The organism is Microcoleus sp. BROC3 (assembly GCF_036702515.1).
Taxonomy (GTDB): domain Bacteria; phylum Cyanobacteriota; class Cyanobacteriia; order Cyanobacteriales; family Microcoleaceae; genus Microcoleus.
This window is the reverse complement of sequence record NZ_JAUBTQ010000015.1, coordinates 36,943-59,462: the sequence shown is the minus strand read 5'-3', so window position 1 is coordinate 59,462 and position 22,520 is coordinate 36,943. Positions and strand designations below refer to the sequence as shown.

Genomic DNA, 22,520 nt, shown 5'->3' with positions numbered 1-22,520 from the left:
TGACATCCCACAACCTGGCTGTTTTGTCCTTTGATGCCGTAGCGATGTATTTGCCGTCGGGACTAAAACTGACACTCAATACCTCATTTTGATGTCCTTGAAATTCTCGTATCAACTTACCCGTGACATCCCACAACCTGGCTGTTTTGTCCTTTGATGCCGTAGCGATGTATTTGCCGTCGGGACTAAAACTGACACTCTTTACCGCATCTTGATGTCCTTTAAACCGATTTTGTTCTCGGATGTTGTCGAGAATCTGATTTAGGGCAATATGGGGAGTAGATATCGGGTAGTCTGCAAGGGAAAGAGCTTCCTTGACTGTAGCTTTAAGTTCTTTCCCTGTATTTACGGCAGAGAGCAAAGCATCTATTTGGTTATTGCCAGATTCAAACAGTTTCAAAGCATCACTTGCAGATCGGTCTAATCGGTCTAATTTGGTCAATTTCTCTATCTTGTTGACTTGCTGCCACGCTACTCCCGTTAGGGTGACAGCGCCAATTAAGCTAATGCTAAATATCGTTGCGCCAATAGTAGTTAGCCATTTAACTTGTCGCTTTGCTGCTGCTGACAACTGTTCTGCTTTCTGCCGCGCATCTGCTAATATCTGATTTTCAGTTTCAGTCTGCTTGACTTTTTGGCGTAATTCTAGTAATTCCGCACCGCGCTGTTTGCGGATAAAAGGCACTAAATAATCGTGGACAAGCTGGTAGCGTTCAATCGGAGTTGCTGGCACTTCTAACACCAATCCCGATTTAACGACAATCTCTAAAACAAACTTTAATTTTTCTGCCTCGCTTCCTAAATCTGCTGCTAACTCAGCCAGAGTTTTCTGAGGACGAGTATTGTTTTCATCCGTCAGCAAATACAACACAAGTTCGGCAATATCTTTATTTTCCTGCCCGCAGTCGTCGATAACTTCTGCTAAAAATTCCTCAACCAGTTTGACCTTAGCCTGACTGCCAAGTTGCTGATATTCACTCAGTCGAGTAATCTGCCTTTTTTCCAGTTGCATTCCCACGACTTGAAGTTCGATCGGCCGTACTTCTCCCACTTCACCTGCTAAATCTGCTACCAGTGCGTTTGCCAAATCATCGTCCAAGTAAAATTGAGATCCTTTTGTTAATGTTTGAACAATAGCTTTCGCATCTGAAATTGAGAAATTTCCCAAGTAATAGCAGATTTTTTTCGTGAGAATGTCGTTGTCAATAATTGATAAATTGGTGGCGCGATTAAATTCTAACAAGTAGAAAAGATAATCTTCCCGCAGCGACAGGATAATTTTGAGGTCGCTAATCCGATTTAAACATTCAGCCAGAAAATCATATAACTCTCGCCTACCAATTGGATCTCGATAAGTAAAGAAAAATTCCTCAAACTGGTCAAAGATTAATACAGTTAATAAATTACGGTCTTGATTCAGTTGCAACTGTTTTAAAATAGCTGTTGGGGTGTCGATCGCCGCTGACACATTCACAGCTTTTAATTGTTCAATTCCTGCTTTCAAACACTCACCGCAATTCCTCACCCAATCATGATATGATTGCAATAAAATAGGCAATACGTCCCGCGCTTCAAAAGTTGTCAGTTGCAGTGCCGGAACTAACCATGCCTGAATTATCGAACTTTTTCCTACCCCAGATTGTCCGTGAACGATCGTCAGCTTGCAAGCAGGTGTACCTATCCGTTTACTTATCTCTTTAATATCCCCCGCTCGCCCGGAACCTGCTTCTATTTCCTCAACAATTTCAGCTTTAGACTTACCGGATTCTAAACCGATGTCAATTATTTGTTGCGGCGACTGCAAGCGGCTGGCACCGATAAAAGCTTGCAACCCATATTTGCTTTTAACTGCTTGTTGTTCGAGTTTAATGTAAAAGGCTTTTAAATATTCGCTTTGCTCAAAATAGAGAGTTCTCAACTCTTCTAAAATCCTTAGATAAAGCTGCACGTCATCTTGAGGCTGTGTAATTTGTTTAGCTACTTCTAAGCTGTTAACTGCCTGCGACTGTTGAGTGAGATTTCGCTGCGCTTTTGCCAAAAGTAACCGATACAAACCATTCTTTTGTTGGGCTACTCCTGGTTGTGCCAAAATAGCCAATGCTGATTGAGCCGATTGGCAAGCTTTTCCCCACTCCAAACTTTGCAGCGCCACCTCAGCCAAAAAGCCGTAATCTTCAGCTACTTGACTCGGAGTGCCGTAATTTTTGTGAATTTCTAAGGCTTTTTTAGCTAAACTTTGCAACTCTTCCCAAGCTTGTAAAAGTCGCAGTACTTCGCAGAGTTCGCTAATAGATTTCGCAGCTAAATCATATCGCTGCACTTGCTCAAAACTCTCCAGAGATCGCTGTAAATACTTTCTAGCTTCTTGCCAATAATTTTGATTTCCTGCCCGGTGCAATTCAGCTTTGCGGTTGTAAGCTTGAGCAATTTTCTGGCAGACAATTCCTTGTCTTTCTAAGTGGCGATTTTGCTGCCAAAATGTCAAACTTTGCTGATAATGTTCGAGTGCTAAATCTATTTGATTTTTCTTAACTTCAACTAAACCCCGAATAAATTGCCAACTAGCTTGCAATTCCTGGTCTAATGCTGCATTTAGCAAATCATTCTCCAGCAACTCCATTTCACAGTCATCTAATTTGAAATTCTCAACATCAGCAAAAGCTTGACTTGCTTGTTGTTGTAACAAATTCATCAAATCATCGGGCGGCATGGTAAACTGAATTGGAGGAGGAGCCCAAGACTTCAAATCATTCGCCGATCGACTGAATTTAGACAGTACGGAATCCGTCACCCATAATATCAAAGGAAAAGCAAAATCTTGCTTGAATTGATCTCGCGCTCTATTAGCCCCAGCTAGCAGGTCATCAATAGCAACCACCGATTCTAGACCCACAATCATTAAAGTTTTCGGTGGTTGCTCTTGGACGGCATTGAGAATGGTTTGATAAAGTGTTTTTGTCGCAGGTTCAAGGGTTAATTCTTGATATTCCACAGTCGATCGCGCGCGCAGTTTTTGCAGCATCAGGTAACGCAAGCTAGCATAATTGCAGCGCACTATAGTTAAAGAAAACTTTCCTTGAAAGCGGGCGATAGTCCGTACCAAAGTAGAGAGCGATCGCTCATTTTCGGCCGCAATATCTTCGGCTAGATTTGAGTTTACCATAATCTCACGAATTTTGCTGCTGCCACAGCTTAAATTTGTCAGTTTCCATCAACAGCGGATTCAAAGCAAACCAATTTCCTTGAGGGTCTGCATATTCAAAAACCCACAGGTTTCGCAGCAAATCTTGGTATTCTTTATCTCCATTAATGCTTTGTTCTTTCACCACCTTAAACAGTAATTCCCACTCATCATTATCAATGCCGCGAATCAGAGTGTCGCGGGAACTGCGAATCACTGATTTCAACACATTTTGCGAAATTGGAGGGTCATCTTGCTGCAAGCAACCAAACAGCATCCCCATCAAGTTTCGCAGATGACCTCCGCTGACTCGGCACAATTCATCTAAAGTTTCAGGACTGTCAAAAACTTCGGTAATTAATGTGATGTGTTCCTCGGTTGACACATCAGGGAAAGCCCGCGACATCACCATCCGCCGCAGCAAATTCATCCCCTCAACACATTCGCTACCGTCTCTATTCTTTACAGGTACCATTGGCAAAACTTTCGGGTCAACTCCCCCCCCCAATCGATTTTTCAAAATTTCACTTTCATTGCCAAAAATCAATCCCAACGGCAGGGTATAAACTAAATGGCAATTTAGTTTCCGTAACTGATCGCCCCGGTCAATAAAGATATATTCTGGCAACAGTCGCCCCGAGGCATTGGATTGAGAAACTATCCGGTCTAAGTTGTCAACAATCACCACCAATCCTTTTTTACCCCGCTGCTTTAGCTGATTAATTGCTACATCAATAATTTCTTGATTAATCAGTTCTAACATTTTATTCGCTTGCGGTTCCATGTACTGTCTCAGTTTAGATCGCAAGTCGGGATTACTTTTGGTTTTGGCAGTAATTTTGGCAATACCTAAAGGCAGAGAAACTTCCAGATTTCCGTCTGTATTGCCCTTATATTTGCTGCCAAAAAGTTCTCCTTCAGCTTCTAAAGTCACAGGGGTTTGTAAAAAAATCCAACTATTTTTTAAGAATTCTTTAAAACCCTGGGGCTGCAAGGAAATTTTGCCCTCTTCCAAGCTTTGGGTGACTCGCCGTGCGATCGCTAACATGATATCTGTCAAATCGAGATCCATTTCATCGAGGTCTTGTGTTGACTCGAAGTAAACTACATGAAACCCCTCATCTGTCAACTCTTTTTCCAATCGCGACAATTCAGTAGACTTGCCACAACCAATATGTCCGGTAAACAATTGGCAAGTCGGTTTATCTCGTGCCAGACGGGTAATTGTCCGTTTGAGTATGTTAATAACTTTTCCGCCGCGCACCTCAGCAAAATCAATGTAGTAGCGCTGATCTTCGGCATTGCCCAATATCAGGGAGTGACTGGGGTTGCAGGCGTCGCAGAATCGATCGAAATCTAGGTTCATAAAATTTTCTAAATTAGTTTTTGTAGTTATTGTAGGGTGGGTCAGGGCTGAATGTTATTACCAGCGACTAAACAATTTTCGGGCTACGCACCCTACGGTTAGTTAGCTGACCACCCATACGTCCAAGACTATTAGTGTGAACCTGGATGCTGTTTCCAATATTGGTAGGCGGCATAGGCTAAGGTGACAGCGCCAGTGACGATGGCTGCTTCATCGACCTCAAACTGCGGGTGATGGAGGGGATAGTTCGGTTTGTCAGTCAGTCCCACTCCTAAGCGAAACATGGTTCCCGGTGCGTGTTCTAGATACATCGAAAAATCTTCCGCGCCGAGGGATGGTTCTGGTAAAATTTGGACGCGCGATCGACCTAAAGCTTCTAAAGCCGCAGTTTCGACTAATTGCGTGAGTTTTGGGTCGTTTTGGACTCCGGGGACTCCGCGCTTGTAGGTGAGTTCGTACTTAGCGCCGTAAGTCGCGCAGACGCTAGAAACAATTTGTTCGATCCAAGCCGGCAGTTTTTCGTGGGTTTCTGGATGCAGCGATCGCACGGTTCCCAGCAATTTTACTCGATCGGCAATCACGTTCGGCGCTCGTCCGCCGTTAATTTGCCCGATCGTCAAAACCAGCGGCCTCAAAGGATTTTGCGTGCGGCTAATGGCTTGCTGCAAAGTGGTAATTATCTGAGAAGCAATCCAAATTGCGTCGATCGCCTCGTGGGGACGCGCACCGTGGCCGGATTCGCCCATCACAATCAATTCTATGTCATCTGCCGCCGCCGTCAGTGCCCCGTGGCGGATACCGACGCAACCGCCGGGAATCGTCGGGAAAACGTGCACTCCGAGGATGCCGTCAACATCTTGCATCGCCCCATCTTTAATCATCCATTGAGCACCTTGGGCAATCTCTTCTGCCGGCTGAAACAAGAAGCGGACGTGACCGGGCAATTTTTCTTCTAGCTGAGACAATATCATGGCTGCGCCCAAACCGACTGTGGTGTGGATGTCGTGGCCGCAGGCGTGCATGACTCCCTCGTTGCGGGAGGCAAATTCTAAGTTTGTGCGTTCTTGAATCGGCAAAGCGTCCATATCGGTGCGAATTGCCAGCCACCGGGACTCGCTGCTGTGGCCTTTGAGTTCGCCGAGGACTCCTGTTTTGCCGATTCCTTCGATGGCGCGGACTCCGCTGGAAGCGAGAACTCCGGCTACGTAGGCGGCGGTTTGATATTCTTGGCCGCTGAGTTCGGGGTGGGAGTGGATGTGGCGGCGAATTTCGATTAAGCGGGGTGCTAGGGTGGCGGCTAATTCTTTGATGCGGGGAAGCATGAATTTAGTTGGGGAGTGCGGTACAAGCTGTAGTCAACTAGGTTAACGCATATGTTTGGGGGTGAACAGGGTTATAAGGGACAAAAGTGCGATCGGGCTTTTGGATAGCAATCCTATTTTGTTTGTGAATAAGATTTCTTTTTTTTACCGCAGAGGGCGCTGAGGGCGCTGAGAAAAGAGATAAAAGAGAGTGAGGCAAAAACCCGGAACAAAAGTCTATATTCTAGGTTCAAATCATGATTTTTTGTTGATAATCTCTGGTTGTGATACCATCAAACAGTAAATTTACAGCAGATTCCACATTTATGAAGGACATCCTAGATCGATCCATACCGTAGGGACACGGCATTGCCGTGTCCCTACTTCATAAACCTGGAATACGCTGTATTAAAATTATTTTCTATGATTAGTTTAGGATTGTGGAATGCGATTATTATAATTACTGTTGCTTGGTTTCTCAAAGCTAATTGGCGATTAGATAGCGACAAAACAGCATGGCAAGATTCTTTATTTTTGAAACATCCTTATATTCAAAAGTTGAGTGGTTTTTTTTCTCAGCCTATCGTTAACATTATTTTGCAAGTAGTTATTGTATTAGTGGTGACGAGATTTCTCAGTTATACCGGTTGGTTGGTTTACAATCTGACTAATCGACCAGATCCGCCTTACTGGGATTTTAAGTGGTTTTATGTAGCGAGTAGATTAGCCCATCAGCATTTGAGTCCCTTTAATGTCGAGGTGTTTAACATCGGTTTCTGTAGCATCACAAAAGTGTGTGGGTTTATTCCATCTTTTGTTTATCCACCTAATATCATTCCTCCGCTGTGGTTTGTGGGCTATTTCCCGATGAAGACTGCATTCACAATCTGGACTTGGCTGCATCTTATTGCCACAGGTTTTGTTTTATGGGGAGCGAATATCTTGTTGGTGTCGCACTCACGAGCTTTTCGGACTATTTGTAGTATATCAGTTGCATTCCTCTACGGTTTTGTCTTCGATCTTCAAGTTGGCAATGTGGCAACTTTTATTGCCGTTCTGCTGTTATGGATGTTTATTTATGCTATAAAAAATCAGGATTTAATTGCAGGAGTTTTCTTAGGAATTGCACTTTTTAAACCAACTTTAGTTATATTGTTTATTCCTTATTTTTTAATCAAAAGACGGTTTCAGCTAGTTTTTATATCTCTAGTCACGGTAACTTTTTTGGCAGTTATAGGTCTAGCTGTAACGGGCAATTCTTTAACAGGATTTATACAGGATGCGACTCGTGGATTTCCACTCTGGCTCAACGACCCATCGAATAATGCTTATATTTCTATGAGTCGCCTTGATTTAAGGGTTATGGGGCCGAGATTTTTCCCCGATAGTCCCTTCGTGGCGAAGCTATTTTCTGACTTGATTGTTCTGGTGCTAGTTGGTTTAGTGAGTTGGTATTTTTACAAAAAACAATCTCGCAATGCTTGGTCAAAAAAGGTTGACTTATCTGAAATGGTGCTAATTTCTACTTTGAGTATTGCTATCAACTATTCTCAGCCCACCAGTTCTGTGATGTTAGCACCGGCGGTGGTTTTTTTGCTGAATGATTTATGTTTTCAGATTAAAAATTGTGCCTTCTCTAGGCAAAGAATGTCGGTTTGGTTATTGGGCGTTGGCTGTGTCATGGTGCAAACCGCTGTGATTCATGGCGGGCTGTTGGTGTTTCTAGGAAAGCGGTGGAACTGGAAGGGGGGGGAATTGCCTTATTTGTTTAAAGTAACTATTTTTTCACTACCGAGTTATGCGATTTTAGGCCTTACGTTAAGTGTTTTAGTCTTAGCAATTACCTCTCTTGGTCAAAAACAGGTTGCTGAATTTGACCCTTTGGATCAGGTTTCTGGTTAGAGGAAAAACAAAACCCCACTCCAACACCCAATAAACGGCCCGACAGGTTGGCAGTTGAGAATGACCCATCAGCGTAGAGATCAAAGGTTAATTGCTGCTGGGTTCATCTTCTGTAGTCTTTTTAGCCAAGTAAGCATCTACAGCTTCAGAGACAATCCGACTTACGAGATTGCTGACTGTCCGGTCTTCTTCCTTGGCCCAATCTTCCAAGACGTTGTAGGCGTTTGGAGGAACGTAGCTGGTGACTCGTTTTAGGTTTTTTGCTGGCAAGTTAGGCAACTGGGAATTTACTTCATACATCGATCGTACTTTCTTTGTACGCCTCTTGCATAGTGACACACGGTGTGATAGCGATCGCGCGCAGTGGTAGTTGCTAGTTTAATCGTCTTTGGATTCATTAAACTTGCCTTCCTTCTGCGCTCTTTCGAGTCCTTCTTCGACCAAAAGTAATGCCATTTGGGAAATCGAACGACGCTCAATGCTCGCCAGTTTTTCTAACTTCTCCTTAATTTCGGGCGGCGGGTAAAAGGCAACTCTGGGAGATTTTGCAGGACTCACATTGTTTGGGGGTAGCGTGTTCACCATGTCATTTTAGCTGACTGCAAATTTTTTAGAGATTTTTTAAGCCAAGGTAGCACACCACAATCTAGTTTATGCTATAGTAATCTAAACACCCAAAAACCAAACCCCCACCGCTCAGACTCGCAATCGTTCGGTGGGGGCTGGAACTCCCATATTTAGGAGAAACTGTATGATATCACAGCCAAAATCAGTTCCCGAACTGCTCCGGGAAGAAATTCCTGACGTACCTCAAGGTAAGCAACCGATTCGTTTGCTGTTGTGTGGCGTTCCCAAAGCGGTAGACAGCATCGTTAATCTGTTGCACGTTTTAGGTTTTGCAGAAGTTGGGGAATGGAGCCCGCCTCTACCATCGCCGATAGCGGGTGAGGTGATTCGGATTTTAACGCGTTACTGGAAAGAGTAATTGTTGAGGGCGATCGCACTTTTTTTGTGAAGTGCGATCGTCCTTTCTGTCTCATTTAGGGCTTACCCATAAATACCAAAGAAACCGGGTTTTTCACGACAGTTAAAGGCCCGGATGCAGTATTTCCGTAAAAAACCCGGTTTCTGCCTCCAGGAGTACGATCGTCAGAATGTTTTAATTGGCGATCGCCAGCGCATCCAAAAACAATATAACAGAGTCAATCCCAACCAGGCCGACACACAGCAAAACCCAGGAAGCGCAACATCAATATTGGGTGAAGACTGCGCGTTAACTTCAATCAATTGATTAACATAGGGTTGAACAAAATTGTCATGAGCATCTTCTAATGCTTCGCGTTGTTTGATTCTGTCTTCTTGGTCGTTCATCCTTAACCAGCCTTCATTTCAAGTGTCTGAAGGTATGGTCGGTTTGGGGTAGGACAGCAAAGCAATCCCCCCGGTCTGAGCGGCCAGAAACTTGATATAATCAGCGTTAGAGCGGTTTGGGGTACGTGGTGAAGATTGCAGCCCCCCCAAAGTTCTTTTGCAATTCCCCTCCCTTGAACCCATGCCGAGCAAAAAGAAAGTCACCTATGGGCCTGCTGTTAAAGAACGTGCCAAGCGCTTATTAGAGGCACTGTTGGCTTATGTCAATTGGGAATTAGAAGACGTTGCTGGAATCTCCCTAAGCCATACATGGCAGGAGGATAAAACTACAAAACAACCGAAATTGGTGATTGAAACCCAACTGAGAACGCTGGAATTTCTCACGGCAAAAGACAAGCATGAAGGGAAATTAACTACAACCGAGATTAGACAAGCACTAAATGAGCATTTAAAGGACTTTTTGGAAATCCTCGAAGATAATCGTTCTAAGACGCAGGGAAAAGAAGACTGGCACTTTACTCTAAAACTGTGGAGTAAGGACAAGGAAAAGAATTTAGAACAATTTGAAATTGAATGGGAACGCCTACGCCCGGAAAAATCTAAGCAACAGGAGGAAACTCTGCGGGAAACGGTTTCTGGAAAAATCCCTAAACCTGAAGACGAACCCATAAATTGGCAAGAAATCTGCCACCAAAACCTCGCCCAACAAAAGCAACTCACCACCAACACCTTTACCAACGCCAACGGGATGACACCGCAACTGGATGAGGTTTATGTTCCCTTAGCCATTGTCGAACGTCAAAAACCCAAATCTCTGCCGGGGAATCAGCCAGAACAAAAGGAAACAGAAAAACTCATTCCCATTGCTGAACAACGCTTTTTTGAGGATGTGTTGCGACAAGGGCAAAGCGAAATTAGTCAAGGGCGAAAAATAGCGATTATTGGCGAACCGGGTTCGGGGAAAACCACGCGGTTGCAGAAGATTGCTGATTGGATTTTAGAGCAAGATTTGGGGTTGCCGATTTGGGTATCTTTGGCAGATTTAACCCAACCGACAATTACTCAATATATCGAGGATATCTGGCTGAAACAAACAGGTCAAAGTCTTACTATTGATGCACTCACCCAACAAAAACACCTGATTTGGCTATTGTTGGATGGGTTGGATGAAATGACATCTAAGGTGGAAATGCGCCATGTTTCCGCACTTTTGGGGGGATGGGTGCAGGCGGCGCGGGTGGTGGTGACTTGTCGGGTGAATGTCTGGGAGGCGGATAAAAATGCTTTTTCGGGGTTTGATGTGTTTCGGAATTTGGAGTTTAACCCCGAACAGGTGACGGACTATATTCGCCGTTGGTTTGCGGGGATGGGGGATGCAGTGACGGGGAAGAGTTTAGAGGCGGCGTTAGCAGAGTCGGAAAATTCCCGTCTCAAGGAGTTGATTCAGAATCCGTTGCGGTTGTGGATGTTGTGTCTAATTTGGCAGACGGGGGGCGGTTTGCCGGAAACGCAGGCGGGGTTATACGCGCAGTTTGTGGATTGGGTGTATCGCTGGAAGGTGGATGAGGAGATTTTAGACCAACGGGAGGCAATTGATAAAGCCTTGGCGCGGTTGGCGTTGGCGGCGATGGAACAGCAGGATGAGGTTTCGCGGTTACGGTTGCCGGAAAGTTGGGTGTTGAAGGTTTTGGGAAGTCGCTCGATTTTTCAGGCGGTGATGAAGTTGGGGTGGTTGAATCGGGTGGAACGGTTGCCAGAGGCGATTTGCGTGTTTTATCATGCGACGTTTCAGGAGTATTTTGCAGCGTTGGCGGTGGATGATTGGGATTATTTTTTACCTCGAAATCATGTTAATTTTCCGGTGGTGGGGAAGGAATATCAGATTTTTGAACCGCAGTGGAAGCAGGTGATTTTGTTGTGGTTGGGGCGTGGGGATGTTGCGAATGAGGAGAAGGAGAGGTTTATTGAGGCATTAGTGAATTTTGATGATGGGTGTGGAGAGTGGAATTTTAAGGAACTAGATAGAGGATTTTATGGATATCGCGCCTATTCTCTCGCCGCCCCAGGAATTGGTGAGTTGAAAACCTGTTCCCTTGCTAATCTGATCGTGCAGCCAAGAGTGAAATCGGGTTTTCCTAGTTTAGATTTTATTTCAGATATCACCTTTCTAGAAGCTTGTAAAACATCATTAACTGCTGAACCGGAATCGGAAAAGATTTTCTATAAATCTGCTGCATGGACTGCTAATAGTTTAAAGGAAAATTTAAAAAATATTATGTTTTTTGAATTTCCTGAAACTGTTAAGTCTGAACATCCCTATCCAGTAATTTTAAATTTTATCATGGACAGATGCGAGGCAGGAACTCCATCTAACTCTATCTTCTACATATCCACTCATGGTCCAAATGAGAGTATGAGTGTTTCCATCTTAGGGAAAATTGCCATGACTAACGAACAAAGAGAAAAGCTATTTTCTGCCCTCCAACCTCACCTCAATGCTGAAACCTACGAAAACAACTTTAACCTCTATCAGAACTGCTACAAAGTCCTCTCGATCGTTGCCCAAAACCTCCCCTATCCCGACTTCTACCGCGCATGGCACGGTTTAACCCAAACCTCCCCCCTCGTCCAAACCCTCAACCTCGCCCAACTCCCCCAACTTCTGCAAACCCAACTCAGCGAAACCAACCTCTACCAAACCCTGCAACTTTTCTGCATCGACGGTAGCAAATTCGATGACCGCGATAACCCCGCCGCCGACATCTACCTGCAACTAATCAAAAAACACCACTGCCCCAAATCCACAGAAGGCACACCCCGCACCCTCACCGAACTCAAAATCTACTGGCAACTCCTAGACGGGGACAAACACCCCATCCTCATCTTCTACGAAGACCCCACGTCCCCCGCCGCCCAAGGTTTGAGCCCTACTTTCCTCAATGCCCTTACCCGCTTCGACGGTACAATCTGTCTCATCGCAGACACGCCTCACCCACCCCTGCAAACCTTCTCGCCCCATGACCCCGATTTACTTCAAACTGTCATAAACTGGCTCAAACGACTTCATCTAGAGTCCTAAGTTTTGACTGTCGGGAGTTACGCATCAAAACCAAAGAAACCGGGTTTTTCACTTTAGTTAAAGGTCGGGATGCAGTATTCTCGCAAAAAACCCGGTTTCTGACTACCCGCAAACCAAAGAAACCGCGTTTTTGGCCGCTTCTACGAGGTGTAACGAAGTATTATCGAAAAAACCCGGTTTCTGACTACCCGCAAACCAACGTTGGCTAGAATAAATTTAATTAATTTACATCAACATGAAAATAAATCGGCTTTATTTCGTGATATAATGAAAACCTTAAATAAATCCCCGAAAAAAAGCAATGTCTGAAATTACTATAGACGAAACCAAACTTAAAGAATTGCTCAAAGCAGCGATTTTTGAGTTGTTAAAAGAACAAAAAGAAGTATTTTCTGAAATTTTAACAGAAGCCCTAGAAGATATAGGGATGGAAAATGCTATCAAAGAAGGCGAAAATACTGAAACAGTCAGCCGCGACCAAATTTTCAAAATCCTGAAGAGACAACCATGAATGTGGAGTTTAAAAAGAGCTTTGAAAAGGATTTACTCAAGATTCTTGATGCAGACTTGTTGCAAAGAATTCAGGAAGCGATAGAAGAAGTTGAGAACGCCGAAAAATTAAATGAAGTCAGCAATGTTAAAAAACTAAAAGGTGATGCAGACTACTATCGCCTGAGAGTGGGCGATTACCGAATCGGTATTAAAGTTAATGATGCCGTAGTCTATTTCGTCAGGATACTCCACCGCAAAGAGATTTACAGATACTTTCCGTAATCATTTCAGCCTTCACCCCATCCTCACCAACTCAAACTCAAATTAATCTTTAATTATTGTCAGGCTGGAAGCGCAAGCAATTGAGCGATCGCACTCTCTGAATAGTTTCAAAATCGCGATCGTTATGAACTAAAATAAGTTGGTGTTCGATCGCAAGTTGGGCAATGCAACAGTCGATACTACTTCTAACCGTTAACCCCTGTCGTTGCAAATCGTAATAAATCCGAGCAGCCGCTACCCAAGTATTAGGCGTAGACTCGATGTAGTCTTGTTCTTGGAGATAAGTTTCTAATAGTGTCCACTCGCGATCGTCTCGGCAACCTTGCAAAAGCTCCATCTGAGTAAATCGGTTCAAAAAAATACTTTCATCATTAATTATTGCTTCCAGGGATTGGCGTACTACACCTGTCCTGTCGCGGAAAACGCTGATCCAGACTGATGTATCAATCAGAAACATTTCGGTTTTCCCGCAAAGCTTTGTAGTCGTAGTCAGTCGAAAATTGAATTTGTCCGCTTAAATCGAGTAAATTCCGCTTTTTCCGGGTGCGAATTAATTCTTGCAAAGCAAAGTCAATCAGTTCTTTTTCTGTCTTGAAATTGGTTAAGCGAAAGGCTTCTTTAACCAATTCTTCGTTAAGTTCAACGGTGGTTGTCATGGTTAATGGTTGATTTCATTCTCTCATTCATTATGGCATAGCCACACCCAACCCTTAACCTAACCCAACTTCCCCAAATCCTGGTTTCCCCAACTCACCGTAACCAACCTCAACCAAACTCTCCAACTCCTCTGCATCACCGACACCAAACTCAAACTACCCAGATTCCCGACTTCTCAAAGAAGTCAGGAATTTACAAATGGTTAAATTGTCAAGGTGTTTTATACAATTATGACTTGGGCGTATAAGTCGATCGCACTTGCAACTCCTTCAACTGCTTCTCATCCACACCAGACGGCGCATTCGTCAGCAAACAAGCAGCCTGCTGCGTCTTCGGAAACGCCATCACATCGCGAATCGATTCCTCACCAGCCAACAGCATCACCAACCGATCCAAACCGTAAGCAATGCCTCCGTGGGGCGGAGTTCCATACTCAAACGCATCCAACAAAAAGCCAAACTTATTGTAAGCTTCCTCAGTCGATAAGCCGATCGCCTCAAACACCTTTTCCTGAACATCCCGCTGATAAATCCGCAGAGAACCGCCGCCGACTTCTGTACCGTTTAACACCAAATCGTAAGCTTGAGCTCTCGCAGTTTTCAAATCATTAATATCGTCGGGATGCGGCGCAGTAAACGGGTGGTGCAATGCTTCCAAACGCTTCTCATCAGCGTTCCATTCAAACATCGGGAAATCTGTCACCCACAGCAGATTCATCTTGTCTTTGTCAATCAATCCCAATTCGTTACCCACGAACAAACGCAATCTATCCAAAGTCTTATTGACAGTTATCGCGTCAGCCGCTGCGAATAACAACAAATGACCTGGTTGCGCGCCCGTGCGATCGAGCAATTGCTGTTTTTGTGCTTCCGTCAAATTATCCTTAATAGCGCCGATCGTATCAATTTCGCCATTATCCCGCACCCGAATGTAAGCCAATCCCTTCGCACCCGCTTCGCTGGCTTCCTTAAACAAATCGCCTTTCGGACCCGGTTTAATCCGCACGTTAGAAATCGCATCATTCCCGCCCGGAATCGGCAAAACTTTCACAATTCCGCCCGCAGCAACCGCCCCGGAAAATACCTTAAATCCCGAATCTTTCATCAAATCGGAAACATCGACTAATTCCATACCGAAGCGAGTATCCGGTTTATCGCTACCGTAGCGATCCATTGCTTCAGCGTAAGTCAAACGCGGGAAAGGACAAGGCAATTTAACGCCTTTGACAGTTTGGAAAATATGGCAGACTAAACCTTCATTTAAGGCAATTACTTCTTCCACAGACATGAAACTCATTTCCATGTCTAATTGCGTAAATTCCGGCTGTCTGTCGGCGCGCAAATCTTCATCGCGGAAACATCGGGCAATTTGATAATATCTGTCAAAACCAGACACCATCAACAATTGTTTGAACAACTGCGGCGACTGCGGCAAAGCATACCATGCACCGGGAGTGACGCGGCTGGGAACTAAGTAATCTCTCGCACCTTCGGGAGTCGCCCGAGTTAAAATCGGCGTTTCAATTTCCATGAAACCTTCGACATCTTCCAGGTGGCGGCGCATAGCTTTCACAACTTGGTGGCGAAGCTGCAAATTGCGACTCATACGATCGCGCCGCAAGTCCAAATAGCGATATTTCAGCCGCAAATCTTCCCGCACGCTTTCATTTTCCGCCGTCGCCACCTGAAACGGTAACTGTTTGCGAACCGCATTCAACAACTCAATTTCGTCAGCATAAATTTCCACCTCACCCGTAGGCAATTTCGGGTTGAGGGACTCTTCGGGGCGGCCGGTGACTCTACCCGTAATTTTAACCACGTATTCGCTGCGTAAAGCCTCAGCCCCGTGATAGGAATCGGGAGTCCGTTCAGGATCGCTGACAATTTGCACAATACCCGATCGATCGCGCACATCCAGAAAAATCACCCCGCCATGATCGCGGCGGCGATCCACCCAGCCGTAAAGGGTGACAGTCTCTCCGATGTGTTCGCTTCGCAGTTCGCCGCAGTAGTAAGTTCTCATGGTTGGGGGTTATGGACTAAAAATAAGGCTTTTTGATTATAGCGCTTAGTGTCAAAACCTTTTATGAACAGGCAAGATGCCTGTGCCACAAGAAAATTCAATCTTTGTGGAACAGGCATCTTGCCTGTTCTTTAAATATCAACAGGCAAGATGCCTGTGCCACAAGAAAATTCAATCTTTGTGGAACAGGCATCTTGCCTGTTCTTTAAAATGGTGTCATATCTGAGTTTAATCCTTCTTGTCAAAAAACGCCGTCAGCGCCGTCCATGCAGACTTAGCCGCATCCGTCAAGCGAGTGCCGATCGACTCAATTTGCTTCACAATAAGGTGCCAATTCTTTTCAGCTTCCGTCTGAATGTGGTCAACAGCTTGTTCGATGCGATCGCGTTCGATCAATTTATTTTGTTCCACCGCTTCTCGCGCTTGTCGCACTGCTTTCAAATAAGCTTCGCGACTGACTTCGCCGGCATCTTGCACCTGCGCTTGCGCCCGCGTTTTAATCGCATCTACCACCAGCCAATTTTTCTCAGTTTCTTTCTTAATCAGGCTGACTGCTTCTGTGAATCTCTCGTGGGCGAGATCCTTATTTTCTTCGATCGCCCCGGAGGCCTTATTCACAGCTTTTAAATAAGCTTCGCGGGTGAGTTCGCCCGCTGCTTGCACTTCGGCGGCCGCGCGTTTTTTAATTGCTTCAAACAGCGCCGCAGTTTCTGCGATCGCCTCATCAGTCGCGTCGGGCATCTCTTTTTTGACGAGCTCCGTCGTTTCGAGAGTTGCCTCTAAAACTGGTTCCTCGGTTACTTTTGGATCTGTCATCTCAATCTTCTCCTGTGGTAGTAAACATTTTCCAAAAATCTCACAGTCCCTGGATGCAGACTTTGTAGGTGTAGCGCCAGAAGGAATTGTGGTCTTTTATACAGACTTTGTACGTGTAGCGCCAGAAGCAATTCTGGCATTTAATAAGAACTAGGCAATTCTTGTTCCAGCTTTATCAACTTTTGTATCCGCGCTTACCTAGTTGGAATGACCTCAGTTCTCTTACATTATATCTACCAAAGTTGCTCTCGTGTGTAGGATACCGCCAAATTGCAGGTACGGTTTAGCGCACTTAAATTTGCGATCGGTCTCTCTACCTAAAAAAACACACCAATAAACTGGGTTTCTCAACACAATAAAACGGGCAAATTTAATACTTTCAATTTTCCAACTGCAAATCTTCGCTTTCGTTCGTATATAACAAGTGGTGACATCTTTGAGCGTGCAGTAAAGATTGAGGAAATTCGTACTGAGATAAAAGGATATCTTCGAGCGCAACTTTCATTTGATTGGCGCAGATATCTGGCGGCACTTTGCCCATTCCCGTACCCATGCCGGGAATAGCGATAGTTCCAATGATATGTTTGACTGGCGTTCCATCTGGGACTGAGCCAAATTTTACGAGAGTCAAAATAGCGCGGGTTGCTAGATAAACATTTACTGTTTCTCTTAAAACTGTGGGAACGCGCATAATTGGTGCAGCTATTAAATAGGGAATTTCAGGATGATCGGTGTCTACAATTTCTGCCATTCCTACTAAGAGTTCGCCGTGATGTCGAGCCTGAATTAGTTTTTGCAAGCGTTCAAGAACCTGCCCTCCAAAATATTCCGAAATTTCTAACTCTAAGCCGTCGTCCATGAAACCAAAACTATTCCCCGGACTAACAATAGCATCGCATTTCACATCAAATATTGAACCGTGATGTATCTTTACATTTTCCATACTGCCGCAAGTGCTTTCCCACGCTCTAACTAAACCATCGTCTAAGGTAGCCAGCACAATTTGCATAAATACTCTCTCTTAATTTTAATTGCGAACAGCTAGAGCGATCGCCAATTTAATCCTACAATACTTTACATAAGTCGGCTGAATCTAAAATTCATCTCAATTTCAACTAGCAAATGTCCAAGAGCTGTATGCTACAAGACCCGAATCTGCGCCACCCGATCGCAATTAGTTTAGGTGCCGTTGCCGGCGCTTTGAGCCGGTATTATATCACCTTGTGGTTTGCCAATCGTTTCGGGACGGCTTTTCCCTACGGAACTTTTTTTATTAACATCACGGGTTGCTTGGCTATGGGATTTTTTATTACCCTCGCTTTTGAACGGGTGGCGACTATTCCGTCGGAAGTGCGGTTAATGGTAGCAACGGGCTTTTTGGGAGCTTATACTACTTTTTCAACTTACGGTTTAGAGACGAATGTCTTGTGGCGCGATCGATCTTACAGCATCGCCGCTTCTTACTGGGCTGGCAGTGCCATACTCGGAGTAATCGCTGTTCAGCTAGGCATCATTTTAGCACGAATTGGCAAATAGATAAAATCGGTTTGTGCAAATAATACCACTTAAAAAAAATAATGCAACTCTAGGCAAACTCCCAACCCATACAGCATCAGTCAGTCGATTTTTGATCGGGGTTGCGGATGGTAACGATGACATCTTTTGAACACAAGTTCCCTTAACCTAATACAGGGAGAACTTTTAACGGGGTTGCTACCCTGTCAGGTTTAAGTGTAATGATGTTTACTGCATGGTGTTTTCCGGCGGAGCGGCTAAAGTCTTCAAGCTGTTTCCCTATCTTGTTTTCAGTTTACTCTTTATCGGTTAATCTCACGTTTAATAAATAATGCTTCTTGCGATCGGATATCGCTGTTCTCAAAAGAACAGTTAACGATTTAAACAGCGTTTGGTGCGTTTATTCTCGTACATAAGTCGATCGGCCTTTGCCACCAATTGTTCTAATGAAAAGTCATTATTGAAATTCCCAGCCTGCACCCCTAGACTTATTGATAGTAGATAGGCTCGATCGTGCTGTCGATTAAAGCTATCAATATTAGCTTGCAGCCGATTATAAAAATTATATGAATTTTCAGAAAAAGTAGGAACAAATAAAGCAAATTCATCTCCTCCCAGTCGAGCCACAATATCTGAATCCCGAAAACTTTGCTTCAATATTTGAGCTGTGTCAACGATTACTCTGTCTCCCATTTCGTGTCCTAAAGTGTCGTTAATATTTTTCAAACCATCTAAGTCAGCAAATAAAATATAGTAGCAGGTTTGCGTGCGTCGAGCAATTTTTAGTTGTTGATCTGCTAGTAAAAAGAAGCCCCGTCGGTTATATAATCCAGTTAATTCATCCGTCAGGGATAGCTGCCTTACTTCTGCCTCTGCCCTCAGGCGTTCCTGGATTTCCTGTTCTAAACGTTGATTTTGTTCGATCAGTTGTTGGTGTTGCTGTTGAATGAGTAATTGATTCTTTACCCTGAGCAGCACTTCCTGCTCTTGAAAAGGTTTAGTTATGTAATCTACACCACCCAATTCAAACGCCCGTACCTTGTCTTCGAGTCGTTCGAGCGCACTGATAAAAACAATCGGAATCTGAGCAGTTGCTTCAGATGCTTTCAACTGTTGGCAAACTTCGTACCCATTCATTTCAGGCATATTAATGTCAAGTAAAATCAGATCCGGAGAGTTGCGACGAACACCTTCGAGAGCCATTCTACCGTTGAGTGATTTGCGAACAATATAGCCCTGCGACTCTAGGATTGTGGCTAACAACCGCAAATTGTCTGGGGTATCGTCCACGATCAGAATATTCGTTTGGGCAGCAAGTTTAAGTAAAGTCGCCATAATCTTCTTTCTAAAATTGGGTGAGAGTTGCAATCGCTTCCAACTGGAAGTTATCGACCAGCGATATCATTGCCTCAATGATATCTTGTTTCTCCTTGGGAATTTGAGCTATGAGTTGATAGAGCTTGCGATCGCTGAGATCGAGTGCTGCTTCATGGACTTGTCCAATCCATTCGAGAGGCATAGTTTTCAAATCTTCTGGAGTCAACGTCTTTGGTAGTAAAACAGATGACTCTCGGAGAACTTTTTTAGCGTAGCAGTAGCGGACACCCAAGTGAAAAGCTATTTTGTCGAAAAGTGTGGCTTCACTAAACGGCTTGGTAATGTAGTCATCGCAACCGGCTTGCAGACAGGCGTTGCGATCGTCTTCAAAAGCTAATGCAGTGAGAGCAATGATGCTGGTCATTTTTGCTTTGTCATTTATCTTATGCTCAGAGTTGTCTGCTGATGACGGCTGACTAATGACTAATGACTGTTGCGCTCGAATCTGTCTCGTCGCTTCATAACCATCCATGACAGGCATTTGAATGTCCATCAAAATCAAATCTGGATGCCATGCTTGCCAGCGGGCGATCGCCTGTGTCCCATTCTCAACCGCACACACCTCAAACCCAACTGACTCCAGCAGTGTCACCAGCAATTGCCGATTTTCTGGAACGTCTTCTGCGACTAGAATTCGGTACATCGGTTGCCCTAATTCCAGCCCGATAACGAGATCGGCTTCAGCTTCTTCTAAATCAAGGGACTCCGGTAGATCCAAAATAACTTCGCAGGTAAAAGTCGATCCTTGATTCAGGTTGCTTCGGACAGTGATATCCCCTCCCGTCAGACGAGCAAACTGACGACTGATAGACAGTCCTAAACCCGTTCCCTTTGCGTGACGACCGCAATCTGTTTGCATGAAAGCTTCAAAAATAGATTCTAAATCTGAGGGCGCAATACCAGATCCGGTATCCTCAACCTCAAAATGCAGGGTAATTGTTTTTTTAAAATCGCATAGATTATAGGGAACAGAAATAGGCAGCGTCAAACTGGTTTGGTTGATGGTGTCTTCGCCTTCGCTTAGCGTTCCAGATGGCCTATCATCTGATGAAAAAGCTCGTCCCCGCAGCGCAATCTTTCCTGTGGTTGTAAATTTGATCGCATTCCCTAGCAGATTAATCAAAATTTGGCGAACTTTGGCTTCATCACCGCAGACATAGCGCGGCACAGTAGCATCCCACTCACTACTCAGATTCAAACCTTTTTCAGAAGCTTTGAGGACGAACATATCGTTAATAGAAAAAAGCAGCCGATGCAAATCAAAACAACTTCGATTCAGTACCAATTGGCCGGCTTCAATTCTGGACATTTCCAAAACGTCATTGATTAATGCTAGCAGGTGTTCTCCACTGCGATTAATGATACCTAAATGCTCTTGAAATTCGGATGGAATATTAGGACTGCGGTTCATAAGCTGGGTAAATCCCAGAATGGCATTCAGCGGCGTTCTGAGTTCGTGGCTCATCTTGGCAAGGAACTGGCTTTTGGCGCGGTTAGCGATCGCAGCCCGCTCTGCGGCTTGTTCTAGGGCAGCTTGTGAAAACTCCAGCACTGCCAGCATGAGGATGTTTCTCATTTCGGCGGCTGCTTCTAACTCCACCACCTGCCAAGGATAAGACATTTCCCGCACTGTCTGCCTCCACAGTTCAAACGACTTCCGGGGACACAAGTGCATTGCTCCAATTTCATCGACTGTGACGGCATCCTGTGGATTACCTGCCCAGTTTACGGTTTGAATTTGTTCGGGTCGGAACCAAAGAATGTGGTATGACTTTTGTTTGACATAGCTCAGCAAGATTGAGATTGCTAAAACACCGCTGGCTTGGTCTTTGAATTGCTTCGCTTGGGGATACAACTGATAGAGAGAAGCTGTTGCAAATACTCGTTCCTGGTTGTGTTGCGCCAACCACTTTACAAACTCCTCTATCTCTGATTCAGATGGTGTTTGACCCACCAGTGTCAGACGACCATCAAGCAGAATTGCAGCCCCCTGAGCATGAACTAAATCTAGCAGTTGAGAGGCATTTCGAGTCAATACCTGTTCGATAAAATTGGACTCTCGCTGGAATGCTTGCTGAAGTTGATCCTGAATAGTTTTTACTTGCTTTCGGTAAACATTCAATTCTCGTTCTTGCTGATGCACCAGTTCAATCGAGGCAAATTGTCCTAAAAATTCACAACTTTTGCGCGTTTCGTAATTCACCAATCGCGGGCTGTAATGGTGACAAGCAATTAATCCCCAGAGACGCCGATCGTCAATTAACGAAATTGTCAGCGACCCGGCGACTCGCATATTCTGCAAATATTCGATGTGGTAGGGAGAGACTCCCCGTAACACACAATCACTCAGATCCAGGGGTGTATTGGTGAGGGGATTGTTAGTAGGAATTAGGCGGACAGGTGTGTAATTGATATCGGGAATTTGGCGCACCCAATTGCGGTAAAACAATTTGCGGGCGGGTACGGGAATATCGATCGCCGGATAATGCAATCCCAGATAACTTTCTAAATGGCTTTCTTTTTCTTCTCCAATCACTACCCCATGATCGTCGGCTTCAAAGCGGTAGATCATGACGCGATCGAATCCGGTCATCGCTTTCACTTCTTTGGCAAGGGTTTGAGCTAAATCGGAAAGGTTGGTTGCGCTGCGAAGTTTGAGAATGGCAGCTTGGAGGCGATGATAGAAGTGTACTGAATGAGTTTTGTTGGTGGTAAGTTGGGGTTCGAGTTCCAGAATTAACCCATCTGCTGTCCGATGCAGCGTGCTTCTAAAGGTCTGAGTTTTCCGACCCCGATCTACCTGGGCAATTCTCCGGTGTGTTTTTAGCTCAAACGGATTATGAATTTCTAGGTTATTTTCGCTCAGATATTCGGCAATTTGTTGCACTTGAGCGCGGGAAAATAACCGTTGTAAGCGCTGACCCAGCAATGCTTCTGCAGCTATGCCAAAAAACAGTTGTACATTTTCACTCACTTGTAAAATCTTGAGGTCAGCTTCTTGCAACTTCAAAACTATTCCATAAGGTTGAATATAACCGGGAGCATACACTGATTCATCGCTGCACTGCTCTAAAGTTGTCAATTCTAAAGGAGTGAGTGAGGGTGGCTTGGTAGCAATTGGTGTTTGCATTTTAAACTAAGTAATTCTAAAATTTAAAA

19 protein-coding genes are annotated in these 22,520 nt (G+C 44.5%); 6 read left to right on the top strand and 13 right to left on the bottom strand.

The genetic code is table 11. The features are described from left to right. The 3 genes from QUB30_RS11985 to QUB30_RS11975 all read right to left on the bottom strand — a co-directional run. The coding region (locus QUB30_RS11985; protein ID WP_445300486.1) for an nSTAND1 domain-containing NTPase at positions 1-3,163 on the bottom strand (3,163 nt) is incomplete at its 3' end. 4 nt (positions 3,164-3,167) lie between these two features. Further along, positions 3,168-4,547: an ATP-binding protein gene (locus QUB30_RS11980; protein WP_333333420.1), complete on the bottom strand. Its 1,380-nt coding sequence runs from the start codon at positions 4,545-4,547 to the stop codon at positions 3,168-3,170. Positions 4,548-4,678: 131 nt separating this feature from the next. Continuing rightward, on the bottom strand, positions 4,679-5,869 hold the full coding sequence (locus tag QUB30_RS11975) for a M20 family metallopeptidase (RefSeq protein WP_333333418.1): 1,191 nt from the start codon (positions 5,867-5,869) through the stop codon (positions 4,679-4,681). Positions 5,870-6,271: 402 nt separating this feature from the next. On the opposite strand from QUB30_RS11975, the gene QUB30_RS11970 reads away from it, so the two are divergent. Continuing rightward, a complete protein-coding gene (locus tag QUB30_RS11970; RefSeq protein ID WP_333333416.1) occupies positions 6,272-7,750 on the top strand; it encodes a glycosyltransferase family 87 protein in 1,479 nt (492 codons plus the stop codon). Between the two features lie 87 nt (positions 7,751-7,837). Here the strand turns inward: QUB30_RS11970 and QUB30_RS11965 are convergent, their stop codons facing one another. Together QUB30_RS11965 and QUB30_RS11960 are read right to left on the bottom strand one after the other, a co-directional pair. Further along, a complete protein-coding gene (locus QUB30_RS11965; protein ID WP_333333414.1) occupies positions 7,838-8,050 on the bottom strand; it encodes a ribbon-helix-helix domain-containing protein in 213 nt (70 codons plus the stop codon). A gap of 78 nt (positions 8,051-8,128) precedes the next feature. Continuing rightward, on the bottom strand, positions 8,129-8,335 hold the full coding sequence (locus QUB30_RS11960) for a ribbon-helix-helix domain-containing protein (protein WP_083888202.1): 207 nt from the start codon (positions 8,333-8,335) through the stop codon (positions 8,129-8,131). Between the two features lie 166 nt (positions 8,336-8,501). Here QUB30_RS11960 and QUB30_RS11955 point away from each other — a divergent pair, with 166 nt between their 5' ends. After that, on the top strand, positions 8,502-8,735 hold the full coding sequence (locus QUB30_RS11955; protein ID WP_190663608.1) for a hypothetical protein: 234 nt from the start codon (positions 8,502-8,504) through the stop codon (positions 8,733-8,735). Between the two features lie 164 nt (positions 8,736-8,899). On the opposite strand, the gene QUB30_RS11950 is transcribed toward QUB30_RS11955, so the two are convergent. Beyond that, positions 8,900-9,121, bottom strand: a complete 222-nt coding sequence (locus tag QUB30_RS11950; protein ID WP_333333411.1) for a hypothetical protein — start codon at positions 9,119-9,121, stop codon at positions 8,900-8,902. A gap of 181 nt (positions 9,122-9,302) precedes the next feature. Here QUB30_RS11950 and QUB30_RS11945 point away from each other — a divergent pair, with 181 nt between their 5' ends. The 3 genes from QUB30_RS11945 (at position 9,303) to QUB30_RS11935 (ending at position 12,974) form a co-directional block, all read left to right on the top strand. After that, positions 9,303-12,200: an NACHT C-terminal alpha/beta 1 domain-containing protein gene (locus QUB30_RS11945; RefSeq protein WP_333333409.1), complete on the top strand. Its 2,898-nt coding sequence runs from the start codon at positions 9,303-9,305 to the stop codon at positions 12,198-12,200. A gap of 301 nt (positions 12,201-12,501) precedes the next feature. Continuing rightward, the gene (locus tag QUB30_RS11940) at positions 12,502-12,711 is read left to right on the top strand and encodes a hypothetical protein (RefSeq protein WP_333333407.1); all 210 of its coding nucleotides are present in this window, start codon (positions 12,502-12,504) and stop codon (positions 12,709-12,711) included. Then, on the top strand, positions 12,708-12,974 hold the full coding sequence (locus QUB30_RS11935) for a type II toxin-antitoxin system RelE/ParE family toxin (RefSeq protein ID WP_333333405.1): 267 nt from the start codon (positions 12,708-12,710) through the stop codon (positions 12,972-12,974). The genes QUB30_RS11940 and QUB30_RS11935 overlap by 4 nt, the downstream gene beginning before the upstream one ends. A gap of 49 nt (positions 12,975-13,023) precedes the next feature. Here the strand turns inward: QUB30_RS11935 and vapC are convergent, their stop codons facing one another. From vapC to QUB30_RS11910, 5 genes are all read right to left on the bottom strand, one after another. After that, positions 13,024-13,431, bottom strand: coding sequence for a type II toxin-antitoxin system VapC family toxin (gene vapC / locus QUB30_RS11930; RefSeq protein ID WP_333333402.1), 408 nt, complete (start codon positions 13,429-13,431; stop codon positions 13,024-13,026). Next, the gene (locus QUB30_RS11925; RefSeq protein WP_006633402.1) at positions 13,418-13,630 is read right to left on the bottom strand and encodes a type II toxin-antitoxin system VapB family antitoxin; all 213 of its coding nucleotides are present in this window, start codon (positions 13,628-13,630) and stop codon (positions 13,418-13,420) included. Before QUB30_RS11925 ends, vapC begins: the two co-directional genes overlap by 14 nt. A gap of 229 nt (positions 13,631-13,859) precedes the next feature. Continuing rightward, the gene (aspS, locus tag QUB30_RS11920; RefSeq protein WP_333333400.1) at positions 13,860-15,653 is read right to left on the bottom strand and encodes an aspartate--tRNA ligase; all 1,794 of its coding nucleotides are present in this window, start codon (positions 15,651-15,653) and stop codon (positions 13,860-13,862) included. A gap of 228 nt (positions 15,654-15,881) precedes the next feature. Further along, entirely contained in the window at positions 15,882-16,469 is a 588-nt protein-coding gene (locus tag QUB30_RS11915; protein ID WP_333333398.1) for a hypothetical protein, read from the bottom strand. A gap of 379 nt (positions 16,470-16,848) precedes the next feature. Further along, positions 16,849-17,478 carry a macro domain-containing protein gene (locus QUB30_RS11910; RefSeq protein ID WP_333333396.1) on the bottom strand — a complete coding sequence of 210 codons (630 nt, stop codon included), beginning with the start codon at positions 17,476-17,478 and terminating at the stop codon, positions 16,849-16,851. 128 nt (positions 17,479-17,606) lie between these two features. Here QUB30_RS11910 and crcB point away from each other — a divergent pair, with 128 nt between their 5' ends. Next, entirely contained in the window at positions 17,607-18,005 is a 399-nt protein-coding gene (gene crcB, locus QUB30_RS11905) for a fluoride efflux transporter CrcB (protein WP_333333394.1), read from the top strand. A gap of 351 nt (positions 18,006-18,356) precedes the next feature. On the opposite strand, the gene QUB30_RS11900 is transcribed toward crcB, so the two are convergent. Continuing rightward, on the bottom strand, positions 18,357-19,319 hold the full coding sequence (locus tag QUB30_RS11900) for a diguanylate cyclase (RefSeq protein WP_333333392.1): 963 nt from the start codon (positions 19,317-19,319) through the stop codon (positions 18,357-18,359). 10 nt (positions 19,320-19,329) lie between these two features. Beyond that, positions 19,330-22,491, bottom strand: coding sequence for a response regulator (locus QUB30_RS11895; protein WP_333333390.1), 3,162 nt, complete (start codon positions 22,489-22,491; stop codon positions 19,330-19,332). Between the last annotated feature and the right edge of the window lie 29 nt (positions 22,492-22,520).